The organism is Pantoea vagans, assembly GCF_001506165.1.
In the GTDB taxonomy this organism is placed as follows: domain Bacteria; phylum Pseudomonadota; class Gammaproteobacteria; order Enterobacterales; family Enterobacteriaceae; genus Pantoea; species Pantoea vagans_C.
Window position 1 is genome coordinate 2506769 of sequence record NZ_CP011427.1, and the last position, 12273, is coordinate 2519041.

A 12273-nucleotide genomic window follows, 5' to 3' on the forward strand; every position below is an offset into this window, starting at 1 on the left:
AAAATAGCGATGCCGAAGAGTGTGATTATTCCAGCCGGGAGCGGCACCCCCATCGCCCCATTTGTACCCGGGACGCTGGCCGACGGTGTGGTGTATGTTTCGGGCACCCTGCCGTTCGATACCAGCAACAATGTAGTGCACGTTGGCGATGCAGCAGCGCAGACACGTCATGTGCTGGAAACGATTAAAAAGGTGATTGAAACCGCCGGTGGCGAGATGAGTGACGTCACCTTTAACTCCATCTTCCTCACTGACTGGAGCAACTACGCGGCGATTAATACGGTCTACGCCGAATACTTCCCCGGCGATAAACCGGCTCGCTTCTGTATCCAGTGTGGTCTGGTAAAACCTGAAGCCTTGGTAGAAATCGCCAGCGTGGCGCACATCGGCAAACCGGAGGCGTAATGCATCTTGAGATTCAGGGATTAACGGCAGCAGATGCGCCCACGCTGGTGCTCTCCTCTGGGCTGGGCGGCGTGGCCGGATTCTGGCAGCCGCAGTTGGCCGCACTGACGCCACATTATCGGGTGGTGACTTACGATCAGCGTGGCACCGGGCGCAGCCAGGATACGCTGCCCGAAGGTTACAGTATGGCAATGATGGCGGCAGAGCTGGCTGACGCTTTGCAACAGCATGACATTCAGCACTACGACATTGTCGGGCACGCGCTAGGTGGGTTGATTGGACTGCAACTGGCGCTGGATTTCCCTGAACGTGTAGGCCGCGTGGTGGTAATCAACGGCTGGTTGTCTCTGGATCCCCACACGCAGCGCTGCTTCCGGGTCCGTCAGGATTTGCTACTTAACGTGGGGGTTGAAGCCTTTGTGCGTGCTCAGCCGCTGTTCCTCTATCCCGCCGAGTGGCTGGCCCGCCATCAGGTGCGTATTTGCGCTGAAGATGCACACCACGTGGCACATTTCCAGGGCATGGAGAATCTGCTGCGCCGCCTGCATGCACTGATGAACTGCGATTTTCGCCCGTTTGCGGCAAAAATCACCCAGCCGGTGTTAGCCATTTACAGCCAGGACGATCTGCTGGTGCCGTGGAGTTGTTCGCCACAACTGGCGCAGGCGCTGCCTGCTGGCAGTCTGATTGAGATGGCCTGGGGTGGCCACGCAATGAGCGTGACAGATGCCGATACCTTTAACTCGCTGCTACTGGGCTGGTTGGCAGAAACGGCTCCCCTTCCCCACCGAGCGGTCAGTTGATAACAGGAGCAATGACATGAGTGTGCATGAATTGCCGGTTATGCCTGAAGTAGACCGCGATGCGTTTCGCAACGCCATGGCACGGCTGGGCTCCGCAGTGAACATCATCACCACCGATGGCCCGGCAGGCCGCGCAGGCTTTACCGCTTCTGCTGTTTGTAGCGTCACTGACACCCCACCAACGCTACTGGTGTGCCTCAATCGTTCCGCTTCAGTGTGGCCCACCTTTCGCGACAACGGCCACTTGTGTGTCAACACCCTGGCCGCCGGTCACGAAGCGCTCTCTACGCTGTTTGGCGGTAAAACGCCGATGCCAGAGCGCTTCGCCGAGGCGGGATGGCACACGCTGACGACCGGCTCCCCCCTGCTGGAGGGCGCACTGGTCTCATTCGATTGTAAAGTCTCGCAGGTGGTCAGCGTCGGTACACATGATGTGCTGTTCTGTGAAGTCTTGGCATTAGCACGCAACGACGACTCGCATGGCCTGGCTTGGTTTGACCGTGGATATCATCACCTTTTGCGGCAGGATGCCCGCTAATGCCGCGTTGTGCGGCCCAATCCCACTGACATCCTGGAGAGCAAGATGGCGAATTCCTGGTTCCCCCGCTGGCAGAAAAAGTCAGCCATGACTGAAAATGGGCTGATTGCGCCGGATGAAACGCTGCCACTCGGGCAGACCGTTGTCCTTGGCCTGCAGCATGCTGTAGCAATGTTTGGCGCAACGGTACTGATGCCGCTGTTAATGGGACTGGACCCCAATCTGGCGATTCTGGTTTCCGGTATCGGTACGTTGCTGTTCTTTGTGGTCACCGGTGGCCGCGTACCCAGCTATCTGGGCTCCAGTGCGGCGTTTGTCGGGGTGATCATTGCCGTCACCGGATTTAACGGACAAGGGCTAAATCCCAATCTGGCGCTGGCTTTAGGCGGAGTGATTGCCTGCGGTGCGCTCTACACCTTGATTGGTTTCGTGGTGATGAAAGTGGGCACCGGCTGGATTGAACGTCTCATGCCACCGGTGGTGACGGGCGCGGTGGTGATGGCGATTGGCCTCAATCTGGCGCCGATTGCGGTGCACGGTGTGTCGGCATCGATGTTCGACAGCTGGATGGCAGTGATGACCGTGCTGTGTATTGGCGTGGTGGCGGTGTTTACTCGCGGCATGGTTCAACGTCTGCTGATTCTGGTTGGGTTGATTGTCGCCTGGGCCCTCTACGCACTGCTGACCAATGTGATGGGATTCGGTAAACCGGTGGATTTTAGTGGCCTGGCCACTGCCCCCTGGTTCGGACTGCCGCACACCACGGCACCCGTATTTGATATGCAAGCGATTGTGATGATTGCCCCTGTGGCGATCATTCTGGTGGCAGAGAATCTGGGTCATATCAAAGCGGTAGCGGGTATGACGGGGCGTAATCTTGACCCCTGGATGGGCCGTGCGTTTGTGGGCGATGGCCTGGCGACCATGCTATCGGGTTCAATGGGCGGTAGTGGCGTCACCACCTATGCGGAGAATATCGGTGTAATGGCGGTGACCAAAGTCTACTCAACGCTGGCATTTGTTGCGGCAGCGGTTATCGCCTTGGTACTGGGCTTCTCACCAAAATTTGGCGCCTTGATTCACACCATCCCTGGACCGGTAATTGGCGGGGCATCGATTGTGGTGTTCGGTTTGATTGCCGTGGCGGGTGCGCGCATCTGGGTGCAGAACCACGTTGATTTCAGCCAAAACGGCAATCTGATCATGGTTGCCACTACGCTGGTGCTCGGCGCGGGTGATTTCTCGTTGAAAATAGGCAGTTTCACCATCGGCGGCATCGGTACAGCGACTTTTGGTGCCATTATTCTCAATGCGATTCTCAAACGTCGCGGTGCCGCACTGGCTAGCCAGGCGGCACGACCGCAGCCTTAAGGTTCTTGCGGTGCCTGATCGGGCACCGCTTTCTTCCGCCGCAGCCGCAGTTCACTGACGATCACCCCGCAGACAATCAGCGCGCCCCCCAGCAATGCCGCCGCTGGCAGTCGCTCGCCCGCAATGCGTCCTACAACTCCTGCCCAAACCGGTTCACCCGCATAAATCACCGTTGCCCGCGTCGGAGAGACACTGCGCTGCGCCCAGTTCATGGTGACCTGAATCAGCGCACTTGCCGCACCCAGACCCAGCGCGCTGAACAACAGCGGCGCGGACAGAGTTGGCACTGATTCGCCATTAGGGATCATAAAGACAAATGCGCAGGCTGAAGCCACCATCAGTTGAATCAAGGTGACACGGCGCACATCAACTTCACCGGCATAACGGCTGATCAAAATAATTTCTGCTGCAATCGCCAGTGTGCTGAGCAGCGTGGCGATTTCGCCCGCATTCAACGTCAGGCTGCCATCTTGTGGCCCTGCCACCAGCACAAGTCCGGTAAAGGCCAACAGAATACCCATCCACGCCATCAATCCCGGCGGGCGGCGCAGAAACAGCCATTGCAGTAACGGGACCACCGGCACATAGAGCGCCGTCAGAAAGGCCGATTGACTACTTGATATGGTTTGCATACCCCAGGTCTGAAGACCATAGCCACCGGCAATGGCCAGCCCGATCAGCGTACCGGCTTTGATTTCCAGCCAGGTCATCTGCTTAAGATAGCGACGGAAAAAAAAGGCCAGAATCAGCGATGCCGTAGCAAAACGTAGCCCGACAAAGAAAAAGGGGCCGGAGTGTGCCATCGCCCGATGTACGACCAGGAAGGTTCCACCCCATACCATGGTGATGAAAATAAGAACCAGTTCCTGACGAGAAATACGCAGGCTGAAACGTGAAGTTGAAACGGACATAACGCACCAGAGTAATCAATTGGCGGTTATTTTTGCTCATGAGGTGGGGCAATTGCAATCGCTGTGACCGCCGGGATAAACCCGGCGGAGGGGAACATCACAGCCGTGTTATTTCTTATTACGACTGCGTCCCCCTTTCTCACCCGCTTCAGAAGCGCGTTGCGGATCGTTTCTAAAATTACCGCCACTGTTTTTACCGCCTTTGCGGCCAGCTTCTGCAGCTCTCTCACGGTCTTCGGCGAAATTGCCTGATCCTCCACGATGTTGAGCCATCATTTCCTCCAGGGATTGAGCATCTGTGGTTAGGACTTTTCATCCAATGAGGTGAAAAGCAAGGCGGTGGAATGTCCGTACCGCCTGCTGAAAGAATAGCCAATGACACGCAAGATCTGGCTGATATTCATACTTTGAAACACATAATCCTCTTATTTATCACATCAAAACCAGATAAATGTCCGGCATACAGGCGGTTAGTCGTGCTTTTAGCGTAACGGCTCACCCGCTTGATTAACCTCTTTCCAGCACCCCGCGCAAGCTCTTCTATACTTCTGAATACTCATCACTCTCAGCAGGATGGAAACCATGGCAAAAATTTTGGTGCTTTATTATTCCATGTATGGACATATCGAAACCATGGCGCAAGCCGTGGCTGAAGGCGCAAAAAGCGTGAGCGGCGCAGAGGTGACGATATTACGCGTACCTGAAAGCATGGAAGCTGAACGATTTGCGCAGGTCGGTGGCAAGGTGAATCAAGCCGCAGCAGAGGCGAAACCGGAAGACTTGCCGCAGTATGACGCGATTATTGTTGGCACACCGACCCGCTTCGGCAACATGGCCGGGCAGATGCGCAACTTCTGGGATCGCACCGGCGGTTTATGGGCCTCAGGCGCGCTTTACGGCAAACTCGCCAGTGTCTTTGCTTCCACGGGGACTGGGGGTGGTCAGGAGCAGACCATCACGTCGGTGTGGACTACCCTCGCTCATCACGGCATGGTGATTGTGCCCATTGGCTACGGCACCAAACAACTCTTCGATATTTCTCAGGTTCGCGGCGGAACACCTTATGGCGCCACCACGATCGCGGGTGGTGATGGTTCACGACAGCCCTCTGCCGAAGAACTGGAAATTGCCCGCTATCAGGGCCAATACGTCGCCGGACTGGCGGTAAAACTGCAAGGATAAATCCACTACAGGAGACTTTTATGGCCACAGAACAGTCAAAAGCTCACCACGTGGGCGAATGGGCCACGCTGCGCCACACCTCACCAGAAATTGCCGAAGCAATATTCGAAGTGGCGAACTATGACGAACGACTCGCGGAAGAAATCTGGCGTCAGCAAGGAAGCGATGATGTGCTGCTCCGCGCTTTTGACAAGACTGATCAAGACGTTTTGACGTGGGACGACAAGACGGTCGAGCGTAAGAACGTTTAAATCACAGGCGGGCTTGTCCCGCCTTTGTCATTTTTACATGCCAAGGAACCCTTTATGTCAGCCTATCAAAGTATCAATCCGGCCAATAATGAATTGCTGAAAACCTGGCCCGCGCATGATGACACTTTTATGCAGCAAGCACTCAGCACCGCAGATGCACTCTATCATTCCGCGTGGAGTAAAGGCGATATGCAACCGCGTTTGCAGGTGCTGCATAAGCTCGCGGATTTGATCGACCAGCGGGTTGATGAACTTGCCACCATCGCCAGTAAAGAGATGGGCAAACTGATTGGGCAAAGCCGGGGTGAAGTAAAAATTTGCGCCCAGATCGCGCGCTACTATGCCGAACACGCTGCGCATCTGTTGCAAGCACAGCCCTACCCCAGCGCAGTGGGTGATGCGTGGCTGGAGTACCACCCGATTGGCGTGATCGTCGCCGTCGAGCCATGGAATTTTCCCTACTACCAGTTGATGCGTGTGCTGGCCCCCAATCTGGCCTTAGGTAATCCAGTGCTGGCAAAACATGCCAATATTGTGCCGCACTGTGCCGATGTGTTTGAAAAGTTGGTTGAGGAAGCCGGTGCACCCAAAGGGGCATGGACCAACTTGTTTATTTCCACGGAACAGGTGGCAGACTTGATTGCTGACCCACGTGTCCAGGGTGTGGCCTTGACCGGCTCTGAACGCGCCGGAAGTGCGGTGGCGGAACAAGCCGGGAAGCACTTGAAAAAGTCCACCCTTGAATTGGGGGGGAACGATGTATTTGTGGTGCTGGATGATGCCGACGTCGACGAGGCGGTGCGACAAGGAGCACAGGCGCGTCTGAGCAACTGTGGTCAGGTGTGTACTGCAGCCAAACGCTTTATCCTGCATGAAAAAATCGCCAGTGAGTTTATGGCAAAATTCAGCGTGGCACTGCAATCCGCGACGCCGGGCGATCCGCTGGATGAGAAAACTACCCTGGGCCCACTGTCTTCGCAAGATGCGCGCGATCGCCTGGTCAAACAGGTGGATGATGCAGTGAAACAGGGTGCGCGCGTGGAATTTGGCGGTAAGGTAATTGAAGGCGTAGGTTGCTACTACCAGCCAACGGTATTAACTGGCCTGACACCGGATAATCCCGCCTATTATCAGGAGTTTTTCGGTCCCGTGGCGCAAGTGTATGTGGTGGCGGACGATCGTACTGCGGTTACCCTGGCTAACGATTCTCACTATGGATTAGGCGGTTCGGTCTGGACGCGCGATATTCTGCGTGGGCGCAATATGGCATCACAGATTGAAACCGGCATGGTGTTTATCAACTCCCAGAGCGACACCGCAGCCGAATTGCCATTTGGTGGCGTGAAGCGTTCGGGATATGGGCGTGAACTCTCCGATCTCGGCTTGAAAGAGTTTGCCAACCAGAAGCTGGTGGTGGTGGCCGGCTAGCCATAATAAAAAACCCCGTCGAGACGGGGTTTTTTCATTGCCTGACCACTCAGTTGCTGGCCGGTGCCGGTTGCTGAGCGGGTTTAGTTGCATCAGTTTCCGGTTTGGCATCAGCCTGGGCTTTCTGGGCTGCTGCTGCATCGGCTTTCGCTTTGTCTTCTGCTGCTTTCTGCGCAGTGGCTTTCTCGGCTTTGGCTTTTTCCTCAGCGGCTTTCTGGGCAGCCGCTTTATCGGCTTTAACCTTCTCGTCGGCGGCTTTGGCATCTGCCGCTTTCTGAGCAGCGGCTTTATCCGCGGCAGCTTTATCAGCAGCAGCCTGGTCTTCTTTCACTTTCGCATTATCAGCTGCAGCGGGAGCCGGTTGCGCAGCAGGCTGTTCTGCGGGCGCAGGCGCTGCCGGTTGCAAAGGCGTGCCCTGCAGTGCGGTGTTTAAAGCGGTAGTGAACTGGTCCCAGCTGCAGTAGCCATTGGCATCTGCATCACATCCCGCCAGTTGCAGCGTGACACGCTTCGGTGGATTTTTCAGACTCAACACATCTGCATCGCGCAGTTGTTCAGCCGTCTGATAAACGTACTCCACTTTCAGCAGGTCTTTATTGTTCTTCGCATCATGCCAGCGCTCAAAGACGACCTGACCACCAATTGGCGTTTTCTCATCGTTGCCTGGCAGTTCATAAGGTTTAACCTGCAATGCACTCAGCAACGACGCGATGTTGGAATCGTGACCCACCATCACCGTGACTTTCGGCGCGTTGGCTTTGTCTTGATCCACTAACTGGCTGCGGATGTAATCCACCAGCGGCGCAGCCACTTCGCGCGCAACATCGGGAGAGGTAAACAGTGCGTCCTGATAGCCATTTTTAATGGCGGCCAGCGCTTTCCACTGCTCAGGCGTTTTGATCTGCCCCCAGGCAACCTGATCCGCCGGGAAACCTTCGTAATATTGCAAGGTGAATGCATCCACCAGCGAGTTACCGATTTTCAGCGGGCCGTTCACGTTTGGCTCTTTACCATTTTCTGCACTGAAGGTGTTATCACCGCTGCTCAAATCACACTGTTTTTTACCGTTACAGGCCGGTGCAGATTTGTAATCAACAATCTTTTCCAACTGCTGGAAAGCCGGTTTCAACGCCAGCTTTTCATTGGCAGCAGTCATCGCAGCCAGCGCTTTCTTGTTGAATTCATCGCTGCCGTCGGTGATCACCGGATTGAAGATCGGATCCATGGTTCCCATCGCATCTTGATGGGTAACGCTGATATCACAGCCTGGGAACGCGCCAGTAATGAAGTACTGTGCGGTCGCGACAGTGCGCTGTAGGCTATTGGCATACACGAAGATGTTGCTGCTGTCAGGACAGGTACCGCTTTGCACCAATCCCTGCTGTGCCAGCCACTGACGGGTATAGTTACCCATGTAGACTTCCAGCACGCCACCTTTGGTGGTCAGCTCGCCGCCGGGGACATCCCATTGTGGCCAGCTTTTCTTGGTGGATTGCTCAAGCACGCTTCCGTTGTTCGCCAACGGTGCACGTAAATTGTGACGACTCAGCATCAGCACCTGCTGCAGCTGCATATCCCCCTCTGCCGCATAAGCAGACATACCCATTGGGAGCGCAGCGATAACTGACAACGCGCAAAGACTCAGTTTCTTGATCATTGTGCCTATTCCATAATTCATCAGTGAAACACTCTGGCATTCAAACGATTAGCTCGCCATTGAGCGAATTACCGCACAGTGTAACCCAGCTTGCCTCGGAAAATCGCCAGATGTTTGCAAAAACCGTGAATGGACTATAGCAGTAATCGCGCTTGCCGTCGGGCAACGGCAGCAGTTTGAAAAGCAAAGGGATGTTTTTCGGAATCTCTGAACGCTGAAAAGCAAAAAGCCCGCATCGCTGCGGGCTTCTTTAATATGGCGGAGGAACAGAGATTCGAACTCTGGGATGGTTTCCCATCGACGGTTTTCAAGACCGTTGCCTTAAGCCACTCGGCCATCCCTCCGGGGATTTTTTGTTACGACACTCAGCAAGAGTGATGGCGGAGGAGGAGAGATTCGAACTCTCGGATGGTTTCCCATCGACGGTTTTCAAGACCGTTGCCTTAAGCCACTCGGCCACCCCTCCGCAATGAGGCGCACTATAAACATCCCCCCGAACGATGTAAAGCGTCGATTGAATCGTTCGCCTGAAAAACAGTCAAAATGCATTTTTTTGCTGTCAAAATCGCCATTCTGCTCAATGAAACAGCCATTTATCGCGTAAAGATGGGTAAAACGCCTTTGCTGACTTCCAGCCGTTGCGTATTCTCAACCCATATTTGGTGTTCTCTCTCTATAATGGAGCGCATGATGGATAGAATAATTAGCTCGTCGCAGCAGCAATCGCTGATCAGCACCCACAAAGTGCTACGCAATACCTACTTCTTACTGGGCCTCACACTGGCGTTTTCAGCGGTCACCGCCACGCTCAGCACCGTATTTGCCTTACCGTCACCGGGTTTGATCCTGATGCTGGTCGGTTTTTATGGTCTGATGTTCCTGACCTATCGTCTGGCAAATAGTCCTGCGGGTATTCTGGCTGCCTTTGCCTTTACCGGTTTCCTCGGTTACTGCCTGGGGCCAATTCTCAGCTCCTTCCTTGCCGCTGGCATGGGTGATGTGATTGCCATGGCGCTGGGCGGAACGGCGCTGGTGTTCTTCTGCTGCTCAGCCTATGTCCTGACCACCCGCCGTGATATGTCGTTCCTGGGCGGAATGATGATGGCCGGTTTCGTGGTGCTGCTGGTTGCGGTGGTTGCCAACATCTTCCTGCAATTGCCTGCACTGCACCTGGCAATTAGCGCCCTGTTTATTCTGTTCTCTGCCGGTGCGATTCTGTGGGAAACCAGCAACATCATCCACGGCGGTGAAACCAACTACATCCGCGCCACAGTCAGCCTGTATGTGTCGCTCTACAACATCTTTGTTAGCTTGCTGAGTCTGCTGGGCTTTGCCAGCAAAGATTAAGTCGTCAAAGATTGCATCTCTGACCCCGCTTCGGTGGGGTTTTTGCTTTTTTGAATCTGGAGAACTTACAATAGAGCTAATGATGCTGTGAGGAATAACTGTGATTTTTGCCGGTAAAGAGATCGCCACCGATGCGGAAGGCTATCTAAAGAATAGTGCAGACTGGAGCGAAACCCTCGCTGCAGAGATTGCAAAAAACGAAGACATTGAGATGAGCGAAGCGCACTGGGAAGTGGTGCACTTTGTGCGCGCCTTCTATCAGGAGTTCAATACCTCACCAGCGGTGCGCATGCTGGTCAAAGCCATGGCTCAGAAATATGGCGAAGAGAAAGGCAACAGTCGCTACCTTTTCCGACTCTTTCCAGAAGGTCCGGCAAAACAAGCCACCAAAATCGCTGGCTTACCTAAACCGGCTAAATGTCTGTGATTAGCCAGTGGTAAACCTGGCTGGAATTTGCGCTGGCTGATGCGGCTCAACCAAGACCTTATCAACGCGTGCGCTGCGCGGCCCTCCCGCTTTCAGCCACGCGATTAACGCTTCAACCTGTTTATGATCACCCGCTGCCAGCACTTCCACGCTGCCATCGCGGAGATTGTGCGCATAGCCTGTTACCCCAAGTTCGTTTGCCTGCGCTTGGGTGTAATAGCGAAAGCCAACCCCTTGCACAATCCCGTGTATCCAGATTTTGTAGCACGTGTTCGCCATGGCAATCTCCCCTTTGTACATTGCATTTTGCCGCCATCCACCGGAAAATGGCGCCTCATTTTTTCAGGTAAGCATAGCAAACATGACCGTTCGATTGATTCTCGCAAAGGGACGTGAAAAATCCCTGCTCCGCCGCCATCCGTGGGTGTTCTCTGGTGCTGTTGCACGTATGGAAGGTAAAGCCCAGTCAGGCGAAACCATTGATATCTGTGATAGCAATGGCAAATGGCTGGCCCGTGCCGCTTATTCTCCGCAATCACAAATTCGCGCGCGCGTCTGGAGCTGGCAGCAGGATGAGTCAATCGACATCGCATTCTTTGTTCGCGCCTTTGAAAAGGCACAACAGTGGCGCGAGTGGTTGGCGAAGCGTGACGGGCTTGATAGCTATCGTGTGATCGCCGGTGAGTCCGATGGCATGCCAGGCGTGACCATTGACCGTTTCGGCAACTTCCTGGTGTTGCAGCTCCTCTCTGCGGGTGCTGAGTACCAGCGCCCTGCCATCCTCTCTGCCTTGCAGCAATGTTTCCCAACCTGTTCGATCTACGATCGTTCTGATGTTGCGGTGCGTAAAAAAGAGGGGCTGGAGCTGGCACAAGGTCCGGTAACCGGTGAACTGCCGCCTCCGTTACTGCCGATTACTGAACACGGCATGAAACTGTTGGTGGATATCCAGGGCGGCCATAAAACCGGTTATTACCTCGATCAGCGTGACAGCCGTTTCGCCACCCGTCGCTATGCGGAGAACGCCCGCGTGCTGAACTGCTTCTCTTACACCGGCGGATTTGCAGTGTCTGCGTTGATCGGTGGCTGCCGCGAAGTGATCAGCGTCGATACCTCACAAGATGCGCTGGATGTCGCAAAACAAAACGTAGAGCTAAATGACCTCGACCTTACTCGTGCACAGTTCGTGCGCGATGACGTGTTCAAATTGCTGCGTCGTTACCGTGACAGCGGTGAGAAATTTGACCTCATCGTGATGGACCCGCCCAAATTCGTTGAGAACAAAAACCAGCTGATGGGCGCTTGTCGTGGTTATAAGGATATCAATATGTTGGCGATGCAGTTGTTGAATCCCGGCGGTATCCTGCTGACGTACTCTTGCTCAGGCCTGATGGCGACTGATTTGTTCCAGAAAATTATTGCTGATGCCGCCGTCGATGCCGGTCGTGATGTACAATTTATTGAGCAGTTCCGTCAGGCAGCCGACCATCCTGTGATCGCCAGCTATCCTGAAGGGCTTTATCTGAAAGGGTTTGCCTGCCGCGTGCTGTGACTTGAAAACCTGAACCCTGCCTCCATATTGGTAGCAGGGCACAGTTTTGGGAGGTCACAATGATTACCAGCAAATTTGGAATTGGACAGCAAGTCCGACACCGTCTCTCCGGGGTGCTCGGCGTTATCGTGGATGTCGATCCGGAGTTTTCGCTTGATAAACCCGAGCTGGATGATGTTGCTGCCAGTGAGACATTGCGCATGGCACCCTGGTACCACGTGGTGATGGAAGATGAAGAAGGCGAGCAGGTCCACACTTACGTCGCCGAAGTTCAGCTGGCAGGAGAAACCTCCTTCGAGCATCCTGAGCAGCCGTCGATGGACGAGCTTGCCGCTTCGATACGGCAGCAGCTGCAGGCACCCAGCCTGCGCCATTAAAGTAAACGGCGACCTATGTCGCCG

At 54.7% G+C, this 12273-nt stretch carries 15 protein-coding genes and 2 tRNA genes; 11 read left to right on the top strand and 6 right to left on the bottom strand.

Going from position 1 to position 12273, the window contains the following annotated elements:
* The first annotated feature begins 9 nt into the window (after window positions 1–9).
* The 4 genes from rutC to rutG are packed head-to-tail and all read left to right on the top strand — an operon-like array spanning window position 10 to window position 3117.
* Entirely contained in the window at window positions 10–405 is a 396-nt protein-coding gene (rutC, locus tag LK04_RS11740; protein WP_039328935.1) for a pyrimidine utilization protein C, read from the top strand.
* Window positions 405–1208 carry a pyrimidine utilization protein D gene (gene rutD, locus LK04_RS11745; RefSeq protein WP_039328936.1) on the top strand — a complete coding sequence of 268 codons (804 nt, stop codon included), beginning with the start codon at window positions 405–407 and terminating at the stop codon, window positions 1206–1208. The genes rutC and rutD overlap by 1 nt, the downstream gene beginning before the upstream one ends.
* A gap of 16 nt (window positions 1209–1224) precedes the next feature.
* A complete protein-coding gene (gene rutF / locus LK04_RS11750; protein WP_039328937.1) occupies window positions 1225–1746 on the top strand; it encodes an NADH-dependent FMN reductase RutF in 522 nt (173 codons plus the stop codon).
* Window positions 1747–1791: 45 nt separating this feature from the next.
* Window positions 1792–3117 carry a pyrimidine utilization transport protein G gene (rutG, locus tag LK04_RS11755; protein WP_039328938.1) on the top strand — a complete coding sequence of 442 codons (1326 nt, stop codon included), beginning with the start codon at window positions 1792–1794 and terminating at the stop codon, window positions 3115–3117.
* Here rutG and LK04_RS11760 read toward each other — a convergent pair.
* Both LK04_RS11760 and LK04_RS20130 read right to left on the bottom strand, forming a co-directional pair.
* Entirely contained in the window at window positions 3114–4028 is a 915-nt protein-coding gene (locus LK04_RS11760) for a DMT family transporter (RefSeq protein ID WP_039328939.1), read from the bottom strand. The two genes, rutG and LK04_RS11760, sit on opposite strands and share 4 nt — an antisense overlap.
* Window positions 4029–4136: 108 nt before the next feature.
* Window positions 4137–4301 (bottom strand): general stress protein, encoded by a 165-nt coding sequence (locus tag LK04_RS20130; RefSeq protein WP_013508570.1) that lies wholly within the window; start codon window positions 4299–4301, stop codon window positions 4137–4139.
* Window positions 4302–4610: 309 nt separating this feature from the next.
* Here LK04_RS20130 and wrbA point away from each other — a divergent pair, with 309 nt between their 5' ends.
* From wrbA to LK04_RS11780, 3 genes are read left to right on the top strand one after another with little or no spacing between them, the layout of a single operon-like run.
* Window positions 4611–5210 (top strand): NAD(P)H:quinone oxidoreductase, encoded by a 600-nt coding sequence (gene wrbA / locus LK04_RS11770; RefSeq protein WP_039328941.1) that lies wholly within the window; start codon window positions 4611–4613, stop codon window positions 5208–5210.
* A gap of 20 nt (window positions 5211–5230) precedes the next feature.
* Entirely contained in the window at window positions 5231–5461 is a 231-nt protein-coding gene (locus tag LK04_RS11775) for a YccJ family protein (RefSeq protein ID WP_038647733.1), read from the top strand.
* A gap of 54 nt (window positions 5462–5515) precedes the next feature.
* Window positions 5516–6889 carry an NAD-dependent succinate-semialdehyde dehydrogenase gene (locus LK04_RS11780; protein ID WP_039328942.1) on the top strand — a complete coding sequence of 458 codons (1374 nt, stop codon included), beginning with the start codon at window positions 5516–5518 and terminating at the stop codon, window positions 6887–6889.
* Between the two features lie 49 nt (window positions 6890–6938).
* Here LK04_RS11780 and agp read toward each other — a convergent pair whose 3' ends face one another.
* From agp to LK04_RS11795, 3 genes are all read right to left on the bottom strand, one after another.
* Window positions 6939–8546: a bifunctional glucose-1-phosphatase/inositol phosphatase gene (gene agp / locus LK04_RS11785; protein ID WP_102136014.1), complete on the bottom strand. Its 1608-nt coding sequence runs from the start codon at window positions 8544–8546 to the stop codon at window positions 6939–6941.
* 256 nt (window positions 8547–8802) lie between these two features.
* Window positions 8803–8890: transfer RNA gene (locus LK04_RS11790), tRNA-Ser, on the bottom strand.
* A 34-nt stretch (window positions 8891–8924) separates the two neighbouring features.
* Window positions 8925–9012, bottom strand: a tRNA-Ser gene (locus tag LK04_RS11795).
* A 224-nt stretch (window positions 9013–9236) separates the two neighbouring features.
* Here LK04_RS11795 and yccA point away from each other — a divergent pair.
* Together yccA and tusE are read left to right on the top strand one after the other, a co-directional pair.
* Window positions 9237–9893 carry an FtsH protease modulator YccA gene (gene yccA, locus LK04_RS11800; RefSeq protein WP_034820380.1) on the top strand — a complete coding sequence of 219 codons (657 nt, stop codon included), beginning with the start codon at window positions 9237–9239 and terminating at the stop codon, window positions 9891–9893.
* Between the two features lie 100 nt (window positions 9894–9993).
* On the top strand, window positions 9994–10320 hold the full coding sequence (gene tusE, locus LK04_RS11805) for a sulfurtransferase TusE (protein WP_039328945.1): 327 nt from the start codon (window positions 9994–9996) through the stop codon (window positions 10318–10320).
* Here the strand turns inward: tusE and yccX are convergent, their stop codons facing one another.
* On the bottom strand, window positions 10321–10599 hold the full coding sequence (gene yccX / locus LK04_RS11810) for an acylphosphatase (protein WP_039329006.1): 279 nt from the start codon (window positions 10597–10599) through the stop codon (window positions 10321–10323). It lies immediately after the preceding gene.
* Window positions 10600–10681: 82 nt separating this feature from the next.
* On the opposite strand from yccX, the gene rlmI reads away from it, so the two are divergent.
* Window positions 10682–11872, top strand: a complete 1191-nt coding sequence (gene rlmI, locus LK04_RS11815) for a 23S rRNA (cytosine(1962)-C(5))-methyltransferase RlmI (RefSeq protein WP_039328946.1) — start codon at window positions 10682–10684, stop codon at window positions 11870–11872.
* A 59-nt stretch (window positions 11873–11931) separates the two neighbouring features.
* The gene (hspQ, locus tag LK04_RS11820; protein ID WP_039328947.1) at window positions 11932–12249 is read left to right on the top strand and encodes a heat shock protein HspQ; all 318 of its coding nucleotides are present in this window, start codon (window positions 11932–11934) and stop codon (window positions 12247–12249) included.
* Window positions 12250–12273: the final 24 nt, after the last annotated feature.

What these genes read in the sequence shown, in the direction of transcription:
- LK04_RS11760 (WP_039328939.1), bottom strand. Translation starts at nt 4,028, where the DNA reads ATGTCCGTTTCAACTTCACGTTTCAGCCTGCGTATTTCTCGTCAGGAA.
- rutD (WP_039328936.1), top strand. Translation starts at nt 405, where the DNA reads ATGCATCTTGAGATTCAGGGATTAACGGCAGCAGATGCGCCCACGCTG.
- LK04_RS11775 (WP_038647733.1), top strand. Translation starts at nt 5,231, where the DNA reads ATGGCCACAGAACAGTCAAAAGCTCACCACGTGGGCGAATGGGCCACG.
- LK04_RS20130 (WP_013508570.1), bottom strand. Translation starts at nt 4,301, where the DNA reads ATGGCTCAACATCGTGGAGGATCAGGCAATTTCGCCGAAGACCGTGAG.
- rutG (WP_039328938.1), top strand. Translation starts at nt 1,792, where the DNA reads ATGGCGAATTCCTGGTTCCCCCGCTGGCAGAAAAAGTCAGCCATGACT.
- LK04_RS11780 (WP_039328942.1), top strand. Translation starts at nt 5,516, where the DNA reads ATGTCAGCCTATCAAAGTATCAATCCGGCCAATAATGAATTGCTGAAA.
- yccX (WP_039329006.1), bottom strand. Translation starts at nt 10,599, where the DNA reads ATGGCGAACACGTGCTACAAAATCTGGATACACGGGATTGTGCAAGGG.
- rutC (WP_039328935.1), top strand. Translation starts at nt 10, where the DNA reads ATGCCGAAGAGTGTGATTATTCCAGCCGGGAGCGGCACCCCCATCGCC.
- yccA (WP_034820380.1), top strand. Translation starts at nt 9,237, where the DNA reads ATGGATAGAATAATTAGCTCGTCGCAGCAGCAATCGCTGATCAGCACC.
- agp (WP_102136014.1), bottom strand. Translation starts at nt 8,546, where the DNA reads ATGATCAAGAAACTGAGTCTTTGCGCGTTGTCAGTTATCGCTGCGCTC.
- wrbA (WP_039328941.1), top strand. Translation starts at nt 4,611, where the DNA reads ATGGCAAAAATTTTGGTGCTTTATTATTCCATGTATGGACATATCGAA.
- hspQ (WP_039328947.1), top strand. Translation starts at nt 11,932, where the DNA reads ATGATTACCAGCAAATTTGGAATTGGACAGCAAGTCCGACACCGTCTC.
- rlmI (WP_039328946.1), top strand. Translation starts at nt 10,682, where the DNA reads ATGACCGTTCGATTGATTCTCGCAAAGGGACGTGAAAAATCCCTGCTC.
- rutF (WP_039328937.1), top strand. Translation starts at nt 1,225, where the DNA reads ATGAGTGTGCATGAATTGCCGGTTATGCCTGAAGTAGACCGCGATGCG.